16 protein-coding genes are annotated in these 17,253 nt (G+C 68.7%); 6 read left to right on the forward strand and 10 right to left on the reverse strand.

Features of this window, described 5'->3' with window-relative positions; genetic code table 11:
- Positions 1 to 8 precede the first annotated feature (8 nt).
- Positions 9 to 590 carry a DJ-1/PfpI family protein gene (locus tag BTE28158_RS00935; protein WP_059607685.1) on the forward strand — a complete coding sequence of 194 codons (582 nt, stop codon included), beginning with the start codon at positions 9 to 11 and terminating at the stop codon, positions 588 to 590.
- A gap of 120 nt (positions 591 to 710) precedes the next feature.
- Here the strand turns inward: BTE28158_RS00935 and BTE28158_RS00940 are convergent, their stop codons facing one another.
- On the reverse strand, positions 711 to 1,157 hold the full coding sequence (locus BTE28158_RS00940) for a MarR family winged helix-turn-helix transcriptional regulator (protein ID WP_059607688.1): 447 nt from the start codon (positions 1,155 to 1,157) through the stop codon (positions 711 to 713).
- Positions 1,158 to 1,191: 34 nt separating this feature from the next.
- On the reverse strand, positions 1,192 to 2,787 hold the full coding sequence (locus BTE28158_RS00945; protein ID WP_059607690.1) for an MDR family MFS transporter: 1,596 nt from the start codon (positions 2,785 to 2,787) through the stop codon (positions 1,192 to 1,194).
- Between the two features lie 107 nt (positions 2,788 to 2,894).
- Here BTE28158_RS00945 and BTE28158_RS00950 point away from each other — a divergent pair, with 107 nt between their 5' ends.
- Positions 2,895 to 3,737 (forward strand): EcsC family protein, encoded by an 843-nt coding sequence (locus BTE28158_RS00950; RefSeq protein WP_151050401.1) that lies wholly within the window; start codon positions 2,895 to 2,897, stop codon positions 3,735 to 3,737.
- Here BTE28158_RS00950 and BTE28158_RS00955 read toward each other — a convergent pair.
- The 5 genes from BTE28158_RS00955 to BTE28158_RS00975 all read right to left on the reverse strand — a co-directional run bounded on the left by BTE28158_RS00955 (position 3,707) and on the right by BTE28158_RS00975 (position 9,147).
- Complete coding sequence (locus BTE28158_RS00955; RefSeq protein ID WP_151050403.1) at positions 3,707 to 4,669, reverse strand: alpha/beta hydrolase; 963 nt, start codon at positions 4,667 to 4,669, stop codon at positions 3,707 to 3,709. The two genes, BTE28158_RS00950 and BTE28158_RS00955, sit on opposite strands and share 31 nt — an antisense overlap.
- A 90-nt stretch (positions 4,670 to 4,759) precedes the next feature.
- On the reverse strand, positions 4,760 to 5,194 hold the full coding sequence (locus BTE28158_RS00960; protein ID WP_059607696.1) for a CHRD domain-containing protein: 435 nt from the start codon (positions 5,192 to 5,194) through the stop codon (positions 4,760 to 4,762).
- A 359-nt stretch (positions 5,195 to 5,553) separates the two neighbouring features.
- Complete coding sequence (locus tag BTE28158_RS00965; RefSeq protein ID WP_059607698.1) at positions 5,554 to 6,327, reverse strand: class II aldolase/adducin family protein; 774 nt, start codon at positions 6,325 to 6,327, stop codon at positions 5,554 to 5,556.
- A gap of 251 nt (positions 6,328 to 6,578) precedes the next feature.
- Positions 6,579 to 8,204, reverse strand: coding sequence for a phospholipase D family protein (locus BTE28158_RS00970; protein WP_174919613.1), 1,626 nt, complete (start codon positions 8,202 to 8,204; stop codon positions 6,579 to 6,581).
- A 226-nt stretch (positions 8,205 to 8,430) separates the two neighbouring features.
- A complete protein-coding gene (locus BTE28158_RS00975) occupies positions 8,431 to 9,147 on the reverse strand; it encodes a FadR/GntR family transcriptional regulator (RefSeq protein WP_059607701.1) in 717 nt (238 codons plus the stop codon).
- Between the two features lie 132 nt (positions 9,148 to 9,279).
- Here BTE28158_RS00975 and BTE28158_RS00980 point away from each other — a divergent pair, with 132 nt between their 5' ends.
- From BTE28158_RS00980 to BTE28158_RS00995, 4 genes are read left to right on the forward strand one after another with little or no spacing between them, the layout of a single operon-like run.
- Positions 9,280 to 10,080, forward strand: coding sequence for a (Fe-S)-binding protein (locus BTE28158_RS00980; protein ID WP_059607703.1), 801 nt, complete (start codon positions 9,280 to 9,282; stop codon positions 10,078 to 10,080).
- Positions 10,077 to 10,790 carry a LutC/YkgG family protein gene (locus tag BTE28158_RS00985; RefSeq protein WP_151051637.1) on the forward strand — a complete coding sequence of 238 codons (714 nt, stop codon included), beginning with the start codon at positions 10,077 to 10,079 and terminating at the stop codon, positions 10,788 to 10,790. The genes BTE28158_RS00980 and BTE28158_RS00985 overlap by 4 nt, the downstream gene beginning before the upstream one ends.
- Positions 10,787 to 12,232, forward strand: coding sequence for a LutB/LldF family L-lactate oxidation iron-sulfur protein (locus BTE28158_RS00990; RefSeq protein WP_124621277.1), 1,446 nt, complete (start codon positions 10,787 to 10,789; stop codon positions 12,230 to 12,232). Before BTE28158_RS00985 ends, BTE28158_RS00990 begins: the two co-directional genes overlap by 4 nt.
- A 51-nt stretch (positions 12,233 to 12,283) precedes the next feature.
- The gene (locus BTE28158_RS00995) at positions 12,284 to 13,993 is read left to right on the forward strand and encodes a lactate permease LctP family transporter (RefSeq protein WP_151051635.1); all 1,710 of its coding nucleotides are present in this window, start codon (positions 12,284 to 12,286) and stop codon (positions 13,991 to 13,993) included.
- A 113-nt stretch (positions 13,994 to 14,106) separates the two neighbouring features.
- Here the strand turns inward: BTE28158_RS00995 and loiP are convergent, their stop codons facing one another.
- From loiP to BTE28158_RS01010, 3 genes are all read right to left on the reverse strand, one after another.
- Positions 14,107 to 14,868: a metalloprotease LoiP gene (gene loiP / locus BTE28158_RS01000; RefSeq protein ID WP_059607712.1), complete on the reverse strand. Its 762-nt coding sequence runs from the start codon at positions 14,866 to 14,868 to the stop codon at positions 14,107 to 14,109.
- A gap of 150 nt (positions 14,869 to 15,018) precedes the next feature.
- Positions 15,019 to 15,825 carry a glycosyltransferase family 2 protein gene (locus tag BTE28158_RS01005; RefSeq protein ID WP_059607714.1) on the reverse strand — a complete coding sequence of 269 codons (807 nt, stop codon included), beginning with the start codon at positions 15,823 to 15,825 and terminating at the stop codon, positions 15,019 to 15,021.
- Between the two features lie 110 nt (positions 15,826 to 15,935).
- Positions 15,936 to 17,225 carry a chorismate transformation FkbO/Hyg5 family protein gene (locus tag BTE28158_RS01010; protein WP_151051633.1) on the reverse strand — a complete coding sequence of 430 codons (1,290 nt, stop codon included), beginning with the start codon at positions 17,223 to 17,225 and terminating at the stop codon, positions 15,936 to 15,938.
- Between the last annotated feature and the right edge of the window lie 28 nt (positions 17,226 to 17,253).

Here is a 17,253-nt window from a genome sequence, read left to right on the forward strand (position 1 = left end):
AGAAAGCCATGGCCGCGAAGAAGATCCTGTTCCTGACCGGCGATTTCGCCGAAGACTACGAAACGATGGTGCCGTTCCAGGCGCTGCAGGCCGTCGGCCATCACGTCGATGCGGTCTGCCCGGGCAAGCGCGCCGGCGACAAGGTCAAGACCGCGATCCACGATTTCGAGGGCGACCAGACCTACACCGAAAAGCCCGGCCACAACTTCACGCTGAACGCGACGTTCGACGATGTCGATGCGTCGGCCTACGACGCGCTCGCGATCGCGGGCGGCCGCGCGCCCGAGTACCTGCGTCTCGATGCGAAGGTGATCGCGCTGGTGCGCGCGTTCGCCGAAGCCGGCAAGCCGATCGCCGCGATCTGCCATGCGGCGCAGTTGCTCGCGGCCGCCGACGTGATCCGCGGCAAGCGCATCTCGGCCTACCCGGCGTGCGCGCCGGAAGTGAAGCTCGCGGGCGGCGAGTACGCGGACATCCCGGTCGATGCGGCCGTGACCGACGCGCCGTTCGTCACCGCACCCGCGTGGCCCGCGCATCCGGCATGGCTCGCGCAGTTCCTCACGTTGCTGGGCACGCGCATCGAGCTGTAGACGAAGCTGAATGAAATGAAGTGAAACGCCGGCCAGCGGCGGGTTCGCGCGACCCGCATGCCGTGCCGGTCAGGATCGGTCGACGGGGCGCGCCCCGTCGTGCCGCTTCCGCCCGGCCGTTCAGTGCTGCGCCGGCGTCGAGCCGACTTCCGCAATCCGCGACTCCAGCATCGCCAGCGCACCCGACAGCGCGGTCAGCACGTCATCCGGCAGTTGCGCCATCGTCTGGTCGAGAAACGCCTTGCGGCGCGGCAGGCACGCGTCGAACGCGGCGCGGCCGTCTTCGGTCAGCGTGACGTTGGTCACGCGGTTGTCGCGGGCGTCGGACGCGCGCTCGATCCAGCCGAGCGCATCGAGCGATTTCAGCTGGCGCGTGAGCGCGCCCGGATCGATGCGCAACACCTCGACGAGCTTCTTCTGCGACGAATGCCCGCCCATCGTGTGCAGCGCGACCATGATGCGCCAGCGCGGCATCGGCTGCCCGACGTGCGTTTCGAACGCGCTCATGAATGCGCGATACGTGCGTCCGAATTGCTGCAAGATCGCGACGCGGTCCTGTTCTTCCATGCGCTGATGTCTACTCGTTCAATCGGTGAATCGTTCAATCGGCCGCGACATGCGGTTCGATCTTGCGCCGCAGCGCGATCGGCGGCACGCGGCGACACTGCCACACCGACACCACGGCGACGACGGCCGCCATCGCGACCCCCAGGTGAATCGCGCCGACCAGCGATTCGCGGGCCGCTTCCAGCAGCAGCGCGCCATTATGCCCGGCGCGGGTCAGTTCCGCGACGAGACCACCCTGCGCGGCGCGGTCGATCAGGATCTGCGGATCGGCGAGTTGCGCGTGCCACTGCAGCGCGTGGTCGCCCGACAACGCATCGCGCACGCCGCTCGAATACATCTGATTGACCAGCGTGCCCGTCAGCGCGGTGCCGATCATCCCGCCGACCATCCGCAGCGACTGCAGCAGCGCCGTCGCGATGCCGAGGTGCTCGCGGCCGGCCGTCTGCTGCGCGAACACGGTGAGGTTCGGCAGCACGAAGCCGAGGCCGATGCCGCCGGCGACCATCAGCGCCATCAGCACCCAGGTCGGCGTCGTGTGCGTCGACACGACGATGCCCGCGCACGCGATCGCGAACAGCACGAAACCGACGTGCAGCATCGTATTCGGATTGCGGATGCGCGTGACGACGCGGCCGTTCATGATGCTGCCGATCGTGATGAACACGACGAGCGGCGTGATCACGAGCCCCGCCTCCTTCGGCGACATCCCGAAGCCGCCCTGGAACAGCAGCGGCGCGTAGAACAGCAGCGAGAACATCGAGAAGCCGGCAAGGATCGCGAGCACGAACAGCGCCGACAGCGCGCGGTTGCCGAACATGTCGAACGGCAGAATCGGCTGCGTGCAGCGCTTTTCCCAATGCCACAGGCCGACGCCGGCGCCGACCGCGACGACCAGCAGCAGCGACGCCCAGCTCATGACGCCATACTTCGGCAGCCATTCGACGAACAGCTGGAGCGCGCCGAGCGACAGCGCGATCAGCAGCGCGCCGGGCCAGTCGAGCTGCATCTTGCGGTCGTGCTCGACATGGCGCAGATGCGGCAGGTAGCGCCACACGAAGAACAGCGACAGCAGGCCGACGGGCAGGTTGACGTAGAACACCGAGCGCCAGCCGAACGACTGGGTCAGGATCCCGCCGAGCGACGGCCCGACCGCGTTCGCGATGCCGAACGCGGAGCTCATCAATACCTGCCAGCGCAGCCGCACGACGGAATCGGGAAACAGGTCCGGAATGCACGCGAACGCGGTGCCGACCAGCATCCCGCCGCCGATCCCCTGCAGGCCACGCGCCAGCACCAGGAACAGCATGTCGTTGGCCATCCCGCATAGCACCGACGCGCCGGTGAACACGACGATCGACACGATCACGAACGGCTTGCGGCCGTAATAGTCGCCGAGCCGGCCGAAGATCGGCACGGTGATCACGGAACTGAGCAGATACGAGGTCGCAACCCACGCATACAGGTCGAACCCCTTGAGCTCGGCGACGATGGTCGGCAACGCGGTGCCGACGACCGTCTGGTCGAGCGCGACGAGCATGGTGACGAACGAAATCCCGATCATCGCCAGCAGCGATTCACGGAACGGCAGGACTTGTCCGCTCGAATGGTGGGCGGCAGTATGGACGGCCATTTTTTGTTGATGCAACTTTTGACGAGTCAAACAATCTCAAAATTCTAGCACGCCGGAGTAATCTAGGCTGGCGACGGATTTGGGGCCTATGGCCGCCAGGGAGAAAGATGGAACCGATTTCAATCACGCCTGCCGCGACGCTGTCGCCGGACGACCAGGACGCCTTGCGGCGCGCGAAACAGGTGCTGGAAAGCCCGTCGCTGACGATGAAGCTGACGGGCGTGCTGGGCGCGCCAGTCGAGAAGATGATCGCACGGCTGCCCGACTTCGCGACCGGCAAGATCAACGACGCGACGCAGCTTGCGCTGCGCAAGTGCCTGAACATCGCGCTGCGCACGCTCGGCAAGCCGCAGACGCCCGATGCCGAGCCGGACAAGCCGAGCAACCTGCTGCACAAGCTCGCGGTCGCGACGACCGGCGCGGCGGGCGGCGCGTTCGGTTTCCTCGCGCTGCCGGTCGAGCTGCCGGTGACGACCACGCTGATCTTCCGCTCGGTGTGCGACATCGCGCGCAGCGAGGGCGAGGACCTGGGCTCGGTGGATACGCAGTTGCAGTGCCTGGCCGTGCTCGGCATGGGCGGCAATGCGGACAAGCGGGAAGAGGACGTCGATCTCGGCTATTTCGTGCTGCGCGGCGCGCTCGCGCAGGCGATTTCGAAGGCGTCGTCCGACATCACGACGAAAGGGATCGCCGCGCACAGCTCGGCGGCGGTGTTCAAGCTCGTGCAGACAGTGGCATCACGCTTTTCGGTACAGGTCACCGAGCAGATGGCCGCGAAGTCGATCCCGGCGATCGGCGCGGTGCTCGGCGCGACCGTCAACACGCTGTTCATCGACCACTTCCAGCAGATGGCGCACGGCCACTTCACCGTGCGCCGGCTCGAGCGCAAGTACGGCCCGGTCGCCGTGCAGGCCGCGTATCAGGCGATCGACGGCTCGCCAACGCGCTGAACCGCCCGCTCGACCGCGACGCGGCGCAGGAACGCGGCCGCACGGTCGAGCGCGTCGCGCGACTCCGGCACCATCGGCGTGTACAGCTGCCACACGTGCGGCATGTCGGGCCACACCTCGATCTCCACCGGCACGTCGGCCGCCTTCGCGTTGTCGGCGACACGGCGTGAATCGTCGAGGAGCACCTCGGTGCTGCCGGCCTGGATGAAGAGCGGCGGCAGCCCCGTGAAGTCCGCATAGAGCGGCGACGCGTACGGATGCGTCGCCGATTCGTCTCCCAGATACAGCTTCGCTGCCTTCGGCAGCGCTGCGGCCGCGAACATCGGGTCGAGGCCGTCGTTGCTGCGCATCGTGTCGCCGGTGCCGGCCAGGTCGGTCCACGGCGAGAACAGGATCGCGCCGGCCGGCAACGGCTCGCCGCGATCGCGCAGCGCGACGAGCGTCGCGAGCGCGAGGCCGCCGCCCGCCGAATCGCCGCCGAACACGATCGACTCGGGCGGCGTGCCGAGCGCGAGCAATTGCCGGTACGCGGCCAGCGCGTCGTCGAGCGCGGCCGGAAAGCGGTTCTCGGGCGCGAGCCGGTAGTCGAGCGAGAACGAGCGCACGCCCGCGCGCTTCGTGAGGCCGAACACGAGCGGCCGATGGGTCTTCGTCGAACAGAAGTAGTAGCCGCCGCCGTGGAAGTACAGCAGCGTACGGCCGGGCCCGCGAGCGGCGACCGCATCGGTGCGTTCGAGCCATTCGCCGCGCAGCGGCGCGTCGCCGGGACCGTAGCATTCGCGCAGCCGGTAGCCCGACGGCGCGCGACGCGGCACGATCATTCTCAGGTCGGTAAAGCGCCGCGCGCGGGCAGGATCGAGCACCGGGCGCGTGGTCTCGGGACGAAACTGCCAGCGCAGCAGCCAGCACGCGAACTTGCTTTGCCAACTCATCGAACACCCACTCCGTCGTCGCAGTGTGACGATGGTACGTGCGATCGTCGCCGCGCTGCTCGACGGGAGCCTCTATATCAAACGCCGGCCTCAGTTCGCCGGCATCATCTGGCCGCGGATCTCGCCGGACGGATGCTCCTTCGTGTGCACGTTGAAGTACCACTTGCCGCCCATCAGGTCGGTCACTTGCGAGTCGGTGAGCTCCTTCGAGCCCTTGATCGGGCTCGCGAGCGCGTCCTTCGGGATCGGCACCTGCACGCCGGCGTTCTGGCCGACCGGCGCGGGCCCGTGGAAATGCGCGGCGGTTGCCGGCCCCGTGAGGTGTTCGTAAGTCACCGTCCACTGCAGCATGTGGGTGGCCGTGTCGTAGGTCGCATCGACGGCGCCGGCGCCCTTGGTCGCGGTGGGCGGCACTTCGCTCGACGGCTGCAGGCTGGCGGACAAGCGCACCGTTTCGGCGGCGGCACTGCCGGCGGCCAGGACGCCCGCGAGCAACGCCACCTGGAGCAAACGCAGCTTCGGCATGAATCCTCCTTGTACGACGGGGTACGCCGCCCGGACGGGGACGTTCCATGATGGTAGTCGATCGCCGCCGATCCGGCACCGCTGCGTCGCTCGCCAGCCTGACGGAACCTGGAAGAGACCTTTGCAGCGGGAGCCCTGAATCCGCGCGCGGCCTTTCGCTACACTTCGTCTCACAGTTGCTTGTTTCCTTCGTCCGAAGGAGTCTGCGAGTATTCACGCGGCCATCCGGCCGCGTTTTTTTTGCCCGTGCCCGGGTGGCGTGCACGCATCGTCGGGCACGTTCCGCTTCGCGGGCCGTCAAGCATCACGAATCAATTGTCGCCGCGGCGATCGAGTCCGACGTCGCAGACACCGCGCCCTCACGCGCGATAGCCCGGATCGATCCGATCGACGATGCGCTGCAACGCGTCGAATGCGTCCTGCCCCGCGCCGTGCTTCGGATCGAAGTTCAGCGAATCGCGCACGCAGCCCTCGAGCACCGGCGGCGCGATCGGCAGTGCGTCGCCGATCGCGTGGGTCGCGACCTGCACCTCGCACGCGCGATTGAGCAGCCACATCAACGAGAAGGTCTGCGCAAGCGTCGCGCCGATCGTCACGGGCCCATGGTTGCGCAGCAGCAGCACGGGCCGCCCACCGGCGCTCTCGACGATGCGCCGCCCCTCCTCCAGATGCACGGTGATGCCCTCGAAGTCGTGATACGCGATCTTCCCGTACAACTGCGCCGAATAGAAGTTCGAGAACGACAGCCCGTCGCGCGAGCAGCACACGGCCATCGTCGGCGTCGTGTGCACGTGCATCACGCAGTGCGCGTCGGGCAGCGCCGCATGGATCGCGCTGTGGAACGTGAAGCCGGCCGGATTGATCGGCCAGTCGGAATGGCCGGTCACGTTGCCGTCGATGTCGATCTTCACGAGGTTCGACGCGCATACCTCGCGGTAATGGAGCCCGAACGGATTGATCAGGAAATGGCCGTCCTCACCCGGCACGCGCAGCGAGATATGGTTGTAGATCAGCTCGGTCCAGCCGAGATGGTCGAAGATCCGGTAGGCGGCCGCGAGCTGCACGCGCGCCTGCCATTCGGCTTCGGAAAAGCGGGCGGGACGCGTGAACGGCTGGTTCGGTACACGTTGCATGGGGCACTCCGGTTGCGGGCGCGGCGGCCGCGCGGGCGGCTCGCGCAACGTCCCTCGTCTCCTGGCGGCGCACGCGGCGCGCCGGTGCGTCAAGCGCAGGCGCGTGCGCTGCGTCGTTCGGCACCGCCGCGGCCCGCATTGCACGAGCCGTCCGGCGGCACCCGTCACGATACGCATATCGTTGCGCGCACAACCATATCACCTTTCCTCGCGCACCGGTATCGCGGGTTTGGCCCGAGCCGTTCCGGCCCTTACAACTGGTCGTCGAACGGCAGCAGCATGAAGAGGCCGGTCATCAGGTTGCGCATCAGCCCGGCATGCGGATCGACGTGATAGGTGGCCGGCTCGTCGTTGTCGGTGCCGGTCCACACGAGTTCGGGCGTGCCTCCGCCCGCCGGCGTCGCGAGGCTCACGCGGTAGCTTTCGTCGGGCTGCGTCACGCGCGCGAAGATCGTCGCGGCCTGCTGCGCGATCGTCGGGCTGTGGATCACGAGCGCGAGTTCCGTATTCAGGTGCGCGGAACGCGGATCGAGGTTCAACGAGCCGATCACGAGGATCTTGCGGTCGATCACGTACGCCTTCGCATGCAGGCTCGCGCGCGAGCGTGAGCCGAACAGGCCCGCACGCGGCGAGTTCGGCCGCGCCTTGAATTCGTACAGTTCGACACCGTGAAGCAGCAGCGGCACGCGGTACGGCGCGTAGCCGGCCTGTACGGCGACCGCGTCGGTCGCGGCGAGCGAATTGGTCAGGATTGCGACGCGCACGCCACGCGCGGTCGTGTCGCCGAGGATCTTCACGCCCGCGTCGTGCGGCACGAAATACGGCGAAAACGCGAGAAATTCCTGCTGCGCGCCGCGCGTCAGTTCGACGAGGCGCTGCATCGGCGGGCTCACGTACGCGTCGGTCGGCCGCATGACCTTGTCCGGTGCGTCGACCTTGAATTCGGCGGGCGCCCACACGAGCTCGAGCTCGTCGCGCGCGATCTGCTGCGCGAGCGGCGTCGCGTTCAGCGGCTTCGCGTTGTACGGATCTGCGTTCTTGCGCCAGTGGTCGCGCAGCTCGTCGCGCATCGCGTCGAGATCCTTCGGATCGAACGTCTGATGATTCAGCACCCGCAGCGGATAGCTGCTCGCGCTTGCCCAGTAGTCGTCGAAGCTCGTCGAGATGTCGTTCGTCACGGGGCCGGCCGCGAGCACGTCGAGATCGCGGAACTGCAGCGTCGGGCTCGCGCTGAAGTATTCGTCGCCGAGATTGCGGCCGCCGACGATCGCGATCTGGTTGTCCGCGATCATCGCCTTGTTGTGCATCCGCCGCGTAAACCTGTCGATTCGCGTCAGGGAGTTGGCCGTGCGCTCGATCACTCCGTACCGCGACGCGCCGAACGGGTTGAACACGCGAATCTCGATCTTCGGGTGCGTATTCAGCGCGGCCATGACGCGGTCGATGTCGCGGAAATTCAGGTCGTCGACCAGCATGCGCACACGCACGCCGCGATCGGCCGCATAAAGCGCCGCGCCGAGCAGCAGTTTGCCGGTCGTGTCCTCGGTCGCGATGTAGTACTGCATGTCGAGCGTCTTCGTCGCCGCGCGCGCGAGCGCGATGCGCATCTGCAGCGCGGTCGCGCCGTCGGGCAACAGCCGGAAGCCCGATTGCCCCGGATGCGCCGCTTCCGGCGCGGCCAGCGCGTTGCGCAGCGGCGTCGCGGTATCGGTCGGCAACGCGTGCGAGACGGGGCGATCGAGCGTGGTGGCGGGCGGATGCGTCGCGCAGGCGGCGACCAGCGACAGCAGCGCGCAGACGGCGAGCGCACGGGCCGGGCGGCAGGCGGCGCGCCACGACAGCGCGGCCGGCGCGCGCCGGATCAAAGACGTAAGCACGGAAACTTCCTCGACAGGCGGATCAACGGGTCCGCAAACGCCGCAGCGTGCGGCTGACGGGTGGCTCCGGTCGATTCTAGTGGGCGCCCGATGAACCGGTCAATCGCGCGGCTCGCGCATGCGGCGCCGTGCAACCGCTACGCGCGCCGCCGGCGAGGGCATCCAGGAACGGCAGCCCGCGGCTCGGCCGCCGGACAGGCCTGCGGCACCCATGGTCCAACCAATCTCAAGGTGTGTCGCCGCTTCGCTCGAAGTGGCTGCGCACGTAGTCGATATGGGTCTGCATCGCGGTGCGCGCCTCCTCGGGCCGGTGCGCGCAGATCGCCTCGCACACTACCCGGTGCTGCAGCAACAGCAGCTCGGACGCCTGCTCGTCGTGCGTCGTCATCCCCGCGACGTTGATCGAAATGTGCTCGCGCAGCATCCCGATCACGCTCGTGTGCAGGTGCAGGAACATCGTGTTGTGCGACGCCAGCGCGATCGCCTCGTGCAGCTTCGCGTCGGTCGATGCCTCGACGGCCGCGTCGTCGTTCGCGTGCGCGGTCTCGAGCTCGCGCAGCAGCGTACGGATCCGGCGCCGGTCGTTCGCATCCGCGCGCAGCGCGGCGAAATACGCGGTCGCGCCTTCGAGCACGCGACGGAATTCGAGTATGTCGTCGCGCAGCGCCGGGTGGTCGGCGACCAGTTGGCCCCACGGCGACGCGATGCCCGCGCGCAACTGGTCCGTCACGTACACGCCCGCGCCACGCCGGCTCTGCAGCAGCCCGCGCGCGACGAGCCGCTGGGTCGCCTCGCGCACCGTATTGCGCGCCACGCCGTACTGCTGCGCGAGCACGCGCTCGGCCGGCAGCCGCGCACCGGCCGGCCAGGTGCCGTCGAGCAGCGCCGTCTCGATCTTGCGCATCACCACTTCGGTCCGGCCCCGTGCCGTCATCGCCGCCATCGCCGTCTCTCCATCGGAATACCCGCCGTGCCGATTGGCCCAACCAATTTGAGCTACGGCGCCGTCGCGGGAATTATGCAGCGAAATCGTCGTCCCGCATTCACCTGCCGGGCCGGCCCCCTGGAGCGAGACATGAACGAAAGGCACTACCCCGCCGCCGCCCCCGCGCACGTCTATCTGTTCGCGACCTGCCTGGTCGACCTGTTCGTCCCCGAAGCCGGGCTCGACGCGGTCCGCCTGCTGGAACGCGAAGGCCTGACCGTCCACTATCCGCGCGGCCAGAGCTGCTGCGGGCAGCCGGCCTATAGCAGCGGCAATCCCGACGAGGCGCACGGCGTCGCCGCCGCGCAGCTCGATCTGTTCGCCGAGCCGTGGCCCGTGATCGTGCCGTCCGGCTCGTGCGCGGGCATGATCCGGCACCATTGGCCGGCCCTGTTCGCCGACGACCCCGTGCACGGCCCCAAGGCGCGCGCGATCGCGGAGCGCACCTACGAACTCGCCGAATTCCTCGTCCACGTGCTCGACGTGCGGCTTGACGGCATCGACACGAACGCCGGCCCGGACGAGCGCGTGGTGCTGCATACGTCGTGCGCGGCCCGCCGTGAAATGGGCACGCGCGTGCACGGCGTTGCGCTCGTCGACGCGCTGCCGGGCGTCACGCGCATCGAACACGAACGCGAATCGGAATGCTGCGGCTTTGGCGGCACGTTCTCATTGAAGCACCCCGACATCTCCGGCGCGATGGTGCACGACAAGGTCGCATCGGCCTGCGCGACGGGCTGCGACCGACTCGTGTCGGCGGACTGCGGCTGCCTGCTGAACATCGGCCACGCAGCGGCCAAGGCCGGCGCGACGCTGCCCGTCGAGCATCTCGCGAGCTTCCTGTGGCGCCGCACGGCAGGCGCCGGCTCGCTGCGCGGAGACGCGCAATGAGCGCGCGCGACACGATCCTCGCACGCCTGCGCGCCGCCGCGCCCGGCGTCGCAGCGAACGCCGCCCCCGCCCTCGATGCGCGCATCGACACGCATTACGCGGCGCGCCGCGCACCGGTCGCCCCCGATTCCCATGCGCTCGCGCAGACGATGCAGGCCGCACTCGCCGCGTCGCACGCCGACGTCTGGTGCGCCACCGCCGATGCGTGGCCCGCGCAGCTTGCCGCGCGGCTCGCCGACGCCGGCGTGCGTCGCCTGCTGCTCGACCCGGCCCGGGCCGAATCCGCTGCCCTCGCGCGCGTGCTGCCCGACGCGGTCGCGCCGGTGCCGTTCGACCGGCCGATCGACGTGTGGAAAGCCGAACTGTTCGACACGATCGACGCCGGCTTCACCGTCGCGCGCTCGGGCATCGCGGCAACCGGCACCATCGTGCTCGCGCCCGATGCCGCCACGCCGCGCACGGTGTCGCTGGTGCCGCCGCTGCACGTCGCGCTCGTCCATGCGAACACGCTGCACGCGGACCTCCACGCGGCCGTGCAGGCGGAGCGCTGGCACGCCGGCATGCCGACCAACGTCGTGCTGGTGTCGGGCCCGTCGAAGACCTCCGACATCCAGCAGACCCTCGCGTATGGCGCACACGGGCCGCGCAACCTCTGGGTCGTGATCGTCACCGAACCGACCGCAACCGCCTGCCAGGACCTGCCGCGATGAGCGACCAACCGCTGCAATTCGTCGCCCCCGGCGACTTCAAGGCCCGCGCGCGCGCCGCGCTCGACGATCCCGCACTGCGCCGCAGCTTTCGCGGCGCGATGGACTTCCTGCAGGGCAAGCGCGCGACCCAGTTCCCCGACGACACCGAGCTGCAGCAGCTGCGCGATCTCGGCGAAGCCGTGCGGCAGCACGCGCTCGCGCAACTGCCCGCGCTGCTCGAGCGGCTGGAGGCGAAGCTCACGGCAGCCGGCGTGCACGTGCACTGGGCCGAGACGGCCGCCGACGCGAACGCGATCGTGCTCGGCATCGCGCAGGCGAAGAAGGCGCGCCGCGTGATCAAGGGCAAGTCGATGGCGAGCGAGGAAATCGAGCTGAACCATTACCTCGCGGATCACGGCGTCGACTGCATCGAGTCCGACATGGGCGAGTTCATCGTGCAACTCGCGGGCGAGAAGCCGTCGCATATCGTGATGCCGGCGATCCACAAGACGCGCGGCGACATCGCCGGATTGTTCGAGAAACACATCCCCGGCACGCGCTACACGGAGGACGTCGACGAGCTGATCCAGACCGGCCGGCGCGCGCTGCGCCGCGCATTCGCGGAAGCCGACATCGGCCTGTCGGGCGTGAACTTCGCGGCGGCCGACACGGGCACGCTGTGGCTCGTCGAGAACGAAGGCAACGGCCGCCTGTCGACGACGGTGCCCGACACGCACGTCGCGATCATGGGCATCGAGAAGGTCGTCGAGAAACTCGAGCACATCGTGCCGCTGTCGAGCCTGCTCACGCGCTCGGCCACCGGCCAGGCGATCACGACCTACTTCAACCTGATCTCGGGCCCGCGCCGCGACGGCGAACGCGACGGCCCGCGCGAACTGCATCTCGTGCTGCTCGACAACGGGCGCACGCAGGCCTACGCGGACGAACAACTGCGCGCGACGCTGCAGTGCATCCGCTGCGGCGCGTGCATGAACCACTGCCCGGTCTACACGCGCATCGGCGGCCACGCGTACGGGACGACCTACCCGGGGCCGATCGGCAAGATCATCTCGCCGCACCTGCTCGGCCTCGACGCGACGGCCGACCTGCCGACCGCGTCGACGCTGTGCGGCGCATGCGGCGAGGTGTGCCCGGTCCGGATCCCGATCCCGCAACTGCTCGTGCGGCTGCGCACCGAGGCGAACCGCAAGCCCGACGAACCCGTCGCGCATCCGCTGCGCGGCCAGGGCGCGAACTACAACCGCGCGGAAGACCTCGTGTGGCGTTTCTGGTCCGGCGCATTCGCGCATCCGCGCGCGTACCGCGCGTTCCGCTGGACGGCGACACGCCTGCGCGCGCTGACGCCCGCGAAACAGATGGGCTGGACGCAGCACCGCACGCCGCTCGAACCGGCGCCGCGCAGCCTGTCCGACCTGCTGCGCGCACGCGGCCAGCCCGAATAGACCACCTCGCTTTCAAACCCGTTCCGATAGAAATCCATGGAGGAGACAACCATGCAGGTTTGGCATCAGATCTACACCCCGCTCGGCAGCCTCGGGCTGTCGGCGTTCGTCGCCGCGATCCCGATCATCTTCTTTTTCGTCGCGCTCGCCGCGTTGCGGATGAAGGGCCACGTCGCGGCCGCGATCACGCTGCTGCTGGCGCTCGGCGTCGCGATCCTCGCTTACGGCATGCCCGTGCCGCAGGCACTCGCGGCCGCCGGCTTCGGCTTCGCGTACGGCCTGTGGCCGATCGCGTGGATCATCGTCGCGGCCGTGTTCCTGTACAAGATCGTCGTGAAGACCGGCCAGTTCGACATCATCCGCGCGTCCGTGCTGTCGATCACCGACGACCAGCGCCTGCAGATGCTGCTGATCGGCTTCTCGTTCGGCGCGTTCCTCGAAGGCGCGGCAGGCTTCGGCGCGCCCGTCGCGATCACGGCCGCGCTGCTCGTCGGCCTCGGCTTCAAGCCGCTGCATGCGGCCGGACTGTGTCTGATTGCAAACACCGCACCGGTCGCGTTCGGCGCGATGGGCATCCCGATCATCGTCGCCGGGCAGGTGACGGGCATCGACCCGTTCCACATCGGCGCGATGGCCGGCCGCCAGCTGCCGCTGCTGTCGCTCGCGGTGCCGTTCTGGCTCGTGTTCATGATGGACGGGCTGCGCGGCGTGCGGCAGACCTGGCCGGCCGCGCTCGTCGCGGGCGGCAGCTTCGCGCTCACGCAGTACTTCACGTCGAACCACATCGGACCCGAGCTGCCGGACATCACGTCGTCGCTCGTCAGCCTCGTCGCGCTCGCGACGTTCCTGAAGGTGTGGCAGCCGCGCACCGCGCAGCAGCCGGCCGGCGGCGTCGTCTCGTCCGGCGGCGGCGCGGCGCTGGCCGGGTTCGGCGCGGGCAGGTTCGGCGCTAGCGGCACCGGCACGAGCCGGCAGGCGTCGCCGTACACGCTCGTACAGACCGTCCGCGCGTGGTCGCCGTTCCTGATCCTGACGGCCGTCGTCACGGTGTGGAGCATCGCGCCGTTCAAGGCGCTGTTCGCCGCGCACGGCGCGCTCGCGTCGACCGTGCTGAAGTTCCATGTGGCAGGGCTCGACCAGCTCGTCGTGAAGACCGCGCCGATCGCCGCGACGCCGAAGGCGCTCGACGCCGTGCTGAAGATCGATCTGGTGTCGGCGGTGGGCAGCGCGATCCTCGTGACCGCGCTGATCTCGATGGCGCTGTTGCGGATGAAGCCGCGCGACGCGCTCGTCACGTTCGGCGAGACGCTGAAGGAACTCACGCGCCCGATCCTGTCGATCGGCCTCGTGCTCGCGTTCGCATTCGTCGCGAATTACTCGGGGATGTCGTCGACGCTCGCGCTGATGCTGGCCGCGACCGGCGCCGCGTTCCCGTTCTTCTCGCCGTTCCTCGGCTGGCTCGGCGTGTTCCTGACCGGCTCGGACACGTCGTCGAACGCCCTCTTCTGCTCGCTGCAGCAAGCCACGGCCCATCAGCTCGGCGTGCCCGAGACGCTCGCGGTCGCCGCGAACACCACGGGCGGCGTGACCGCGAAGATGATCTCGCCGCAGTCGATCGCGGTGGCATGCGCGGCGACCGGCCTCGTCGGCAAGGAATCGGAGCTGTTCCGCTTCACGGTGCGCCACAGCCTGTTGTTCGCGGTGATCGTCGGCCTGATCACGCTCGTGCAGGCCTACGTGCTGCCGGGGATGGTGCCGTAAGCAAGAGGCACGGCTCTGTTCCGGTTCCCCGAAAAACAAAAACCCCACGCCCGCAAGAGCGTGGGGTTTCGTTCATCCCGGGCGCCGAACGCGGCCGGCGCCCCGGGCGGCGATCAGCTGCCCTTCGCGATGCGATCCTGGATGTGCTGCGCACGGCTAGCCGACGACGGGTGCGAGCTCATCATCGAGCTCTTGCCGCCATCGAGCTGCGCAAGCTTCTGGAACGCGGTGACGAGGCCCTTCTGGTTCATGTTCTTCTGCTTCATCAGGTCGAACGAGTAGTCGTCGGCCGCGCTTTCCTGCGTCTGCGAGAATTGCGCGTTGATGAACTTCTCGGTGATGTCGCCGAGCTGCGAGCTCGTCAGGGCCGCGACGCCCGGCGATGCCGCACCGGCCGCGGTGCGGGCCGCGCTGACCGCGTAGGCGGTCTGCATCGCCTTCTTCGAGTGACCCAGCGCGACGTGGCCCATTTCATGACCGATCACACCGCGCAGTTCGTCGTCGTTCATCATGTCCATCAGGCCGCTGTACACGCGCACGCAGCCGTTGCCCATCGCCCACGCGTTGACGTCCTTGGTCACGTAGACCTTGTAGTTGATTTTCTGGCCGTTCAGCGTCATGTCGCCGAAGCCCTTCATCACCTTCGTCAGGCGCTTCGAGTACGCGCTGTTCGGCGCGGCGATCTTCGATTCGGCATCGCTCGCCTTGCACGAGTCGTTCGACAGCGCCGCGATGTCGGTGTCCGACAGCGTCGCCGCCTTGAACAGGCTGGTCCCCGCCGACGTCAGGCTGTTCGCGTCGAGATTCTGCACGCCGCCGCATGCGCTCAACAGGAACGCCATGCCACACGCTGCCGCCGCTTTCTTGATATGCATCCCGGATCCCTCGGTAGTTGTATTTGGAAGCGGGGATTTTGCATAATCCGGCAGAAAATTACCAGACGTTTACATCAAATGACAGCTTGATTACTCACCAATTCGAAACGAGCGGCGCGATTGCCAAGCCATTTGATAGCAATCACGTCATCAATCGCCGTGACCGGATGACCGGCTGAACGTCGAACGCGACCGGCGCGTGAGCCGCCGCGCGACCAGCATCGGCAGCCGCACCACAAAACCGGCGAAGAGCCGCAGGTGCATCCACGCGAGCAGCGCGTTGTCGCGGCCATAGTGGAAATGCGACACGCCGCCCTCGTGCGCGCCGAAGTAGCGCACCGGCGCTTCGATGCGGATCGGTCGAACCCCCGCCCAGCACAGCCGCACGGCGGCTTCCGGATCGAAGTCGAAACCGCGCATCCACGGCTGGCGATGCATGATCGCGGCGAGCGGAGCGACGGGGTACACGCGGAAGCCGTACAGCGAATCGCCGATCCCGGCCCATAGCGTCTCGAGGTCGGCCCATCCGTTCGACAGCCGCCGGCCCTGCACGCGCAGCTGCGGCGCGCTCGCGTCGAACTTCGGCAGGCCCAGCACCATCGCATCCGGCGCCGCCTGCGACGCGGCCATGAATTCGGGAATCAGGTCGGCCGGATGCTGGCCGTCGGAGTCCATCGTCAGCACGTGCGTGAAGCCGCTTGCGGCCGCCGCGTCGAGCCCGGCCAGCACCGCGGCGCCCTTGCCGCGGTTCTCCGGCAGCACGATCACTCGCAGCCCGGGGTCGCGCTCGGCCATCGCCTGCAGCCGCTCGGCGCTGCCGTCGGTGCTGCCGTCGACGACGACCCACACCGGGTTCCACTGCGCGCGGGCGTTGCGCACGGTCGTGTCGACCTTGACGCCCGGGTTGTAGCTCGGAATCAGTACGAGATGGGTGGACGAGGCGTGCAGCTTGAACATGGGAACGGCCGATTGCGAAGACGAGGATCCTGACAAAAGTTTATGACCTGCAGGCGACTGCCGACAGGCTTCGTCGACGCCGCCTTCGCGCAGCGACAGGCCCGCGCGCTTCACGACAGGTGCTCCAGCGGATGGCCGGCGCTCGCTTCGATCTCGACCAGCAGATCGTCGCGGCACACGTCCGCGTGGACGAACAACGGCCGCACGCCGGAGCCCGCCGCATCGCGCAGCGCGCGTTCGATCGCGGCGAGCGCCACGGCATCGCCGGCGTCGCGCACGTAGACGCGGTAGTTCAGGTCGGCGAGCGCGAACGGGCCGTGCCCCTGTCGCGCGGCCTGCTCGAGCACGGCGGCCAGGTTCGCGATCGTCTCGCGTGTTTGCGCGACGATGTCGCCACGATGCACGGTGCGATGCCCGACGATGCTGGCGGTGCCCGACACGAACAGCAACGGCGCGGCATCGTCGCCCGGCCACGCGGCCGCGCGCGCGAACGTCGGCGCACGCGGGCCGTACTCCGCCGGGTAGTGATACGCGCTGACCTGGCGCGGGTTCTCGACCGGATCGGCCGGCGTGCGGGTCGCGATGAAATGGATCGCGAGCGGCGCGGCCGGCGGCGTGTCGCCCGTGACGGGCACGACCGAGCCAAGCGCGCAGGCCGCCGGCACGCTGCCCGTCAGCGCGCGACGGCACGCGTCGAACGCGCGCTGCCTGCCGATATTGAACTGACGATAGCGCTCGATCCCGAACTGCAGCGCGTTGATCGCGGGCACGGTATTCCAGATTCGCAGCGGATGCGCAATGCCGAGCGCATCGAGCACGTCGAACAGCGCGCGGTATGCATCGTATGTCGCGCGCTCGAGCGGCGTGCCGCCGTCGCGATCCGCATCGGCCGCTTCCTGCTCTTCCTGCACGACGATGCTGCCGAACACGAGCCCCGCCGTTTCGCTGTAGCGATACTGCAGTGCGCCGCGTCGCTCGCTGCGCAGATCGGGCGCGTCGCACTGCCAGATTTCGCAGACCGCACCGGGGCGTGCGTGGCCGCCGGTGTCGAGCAGCGCCATCTGCACCGGTGCGCTCGGCAGGTCGGGCGCGGCGGCGGCAAGCATGCTGGCCATCGCGTCGGTCGGCGCTCCGGCCGCACCGATGCAGACCGCACCGAGCGCACCGGGAAACACGTGGTCGAATGCGTCGCCCCGCTGCCGCGCAGCGTGCAGCAGCGCAGCCAGCCGCGCATGATCGATCTGGACGAGTCGCAGCGCGCGGTTGCCGCCGTTCGCGGCGGGCGAGATGCCCGCCCGCGATGCGACGGCTCCGCCTGTCGTGTATTCGCTGGCGACCGCGGTCGTGGCGGACGACGGGGAACACGCTCGCCGTTCGGCGTCGACTGGATACACTGACACTTCGATTTCCTCACTATGCGGTGCGGGC

This window comes from Burkholderia diffusa, from assembly GCF_902499115.1.
In the GTDB taxonomy this organism is placed as follows: Bacteria; Pseudomonadota; Gammaproteobacteria; order Burkholderiales; family Burkholderiaceae; genus Burkholderia; species Burkholderia diffusa.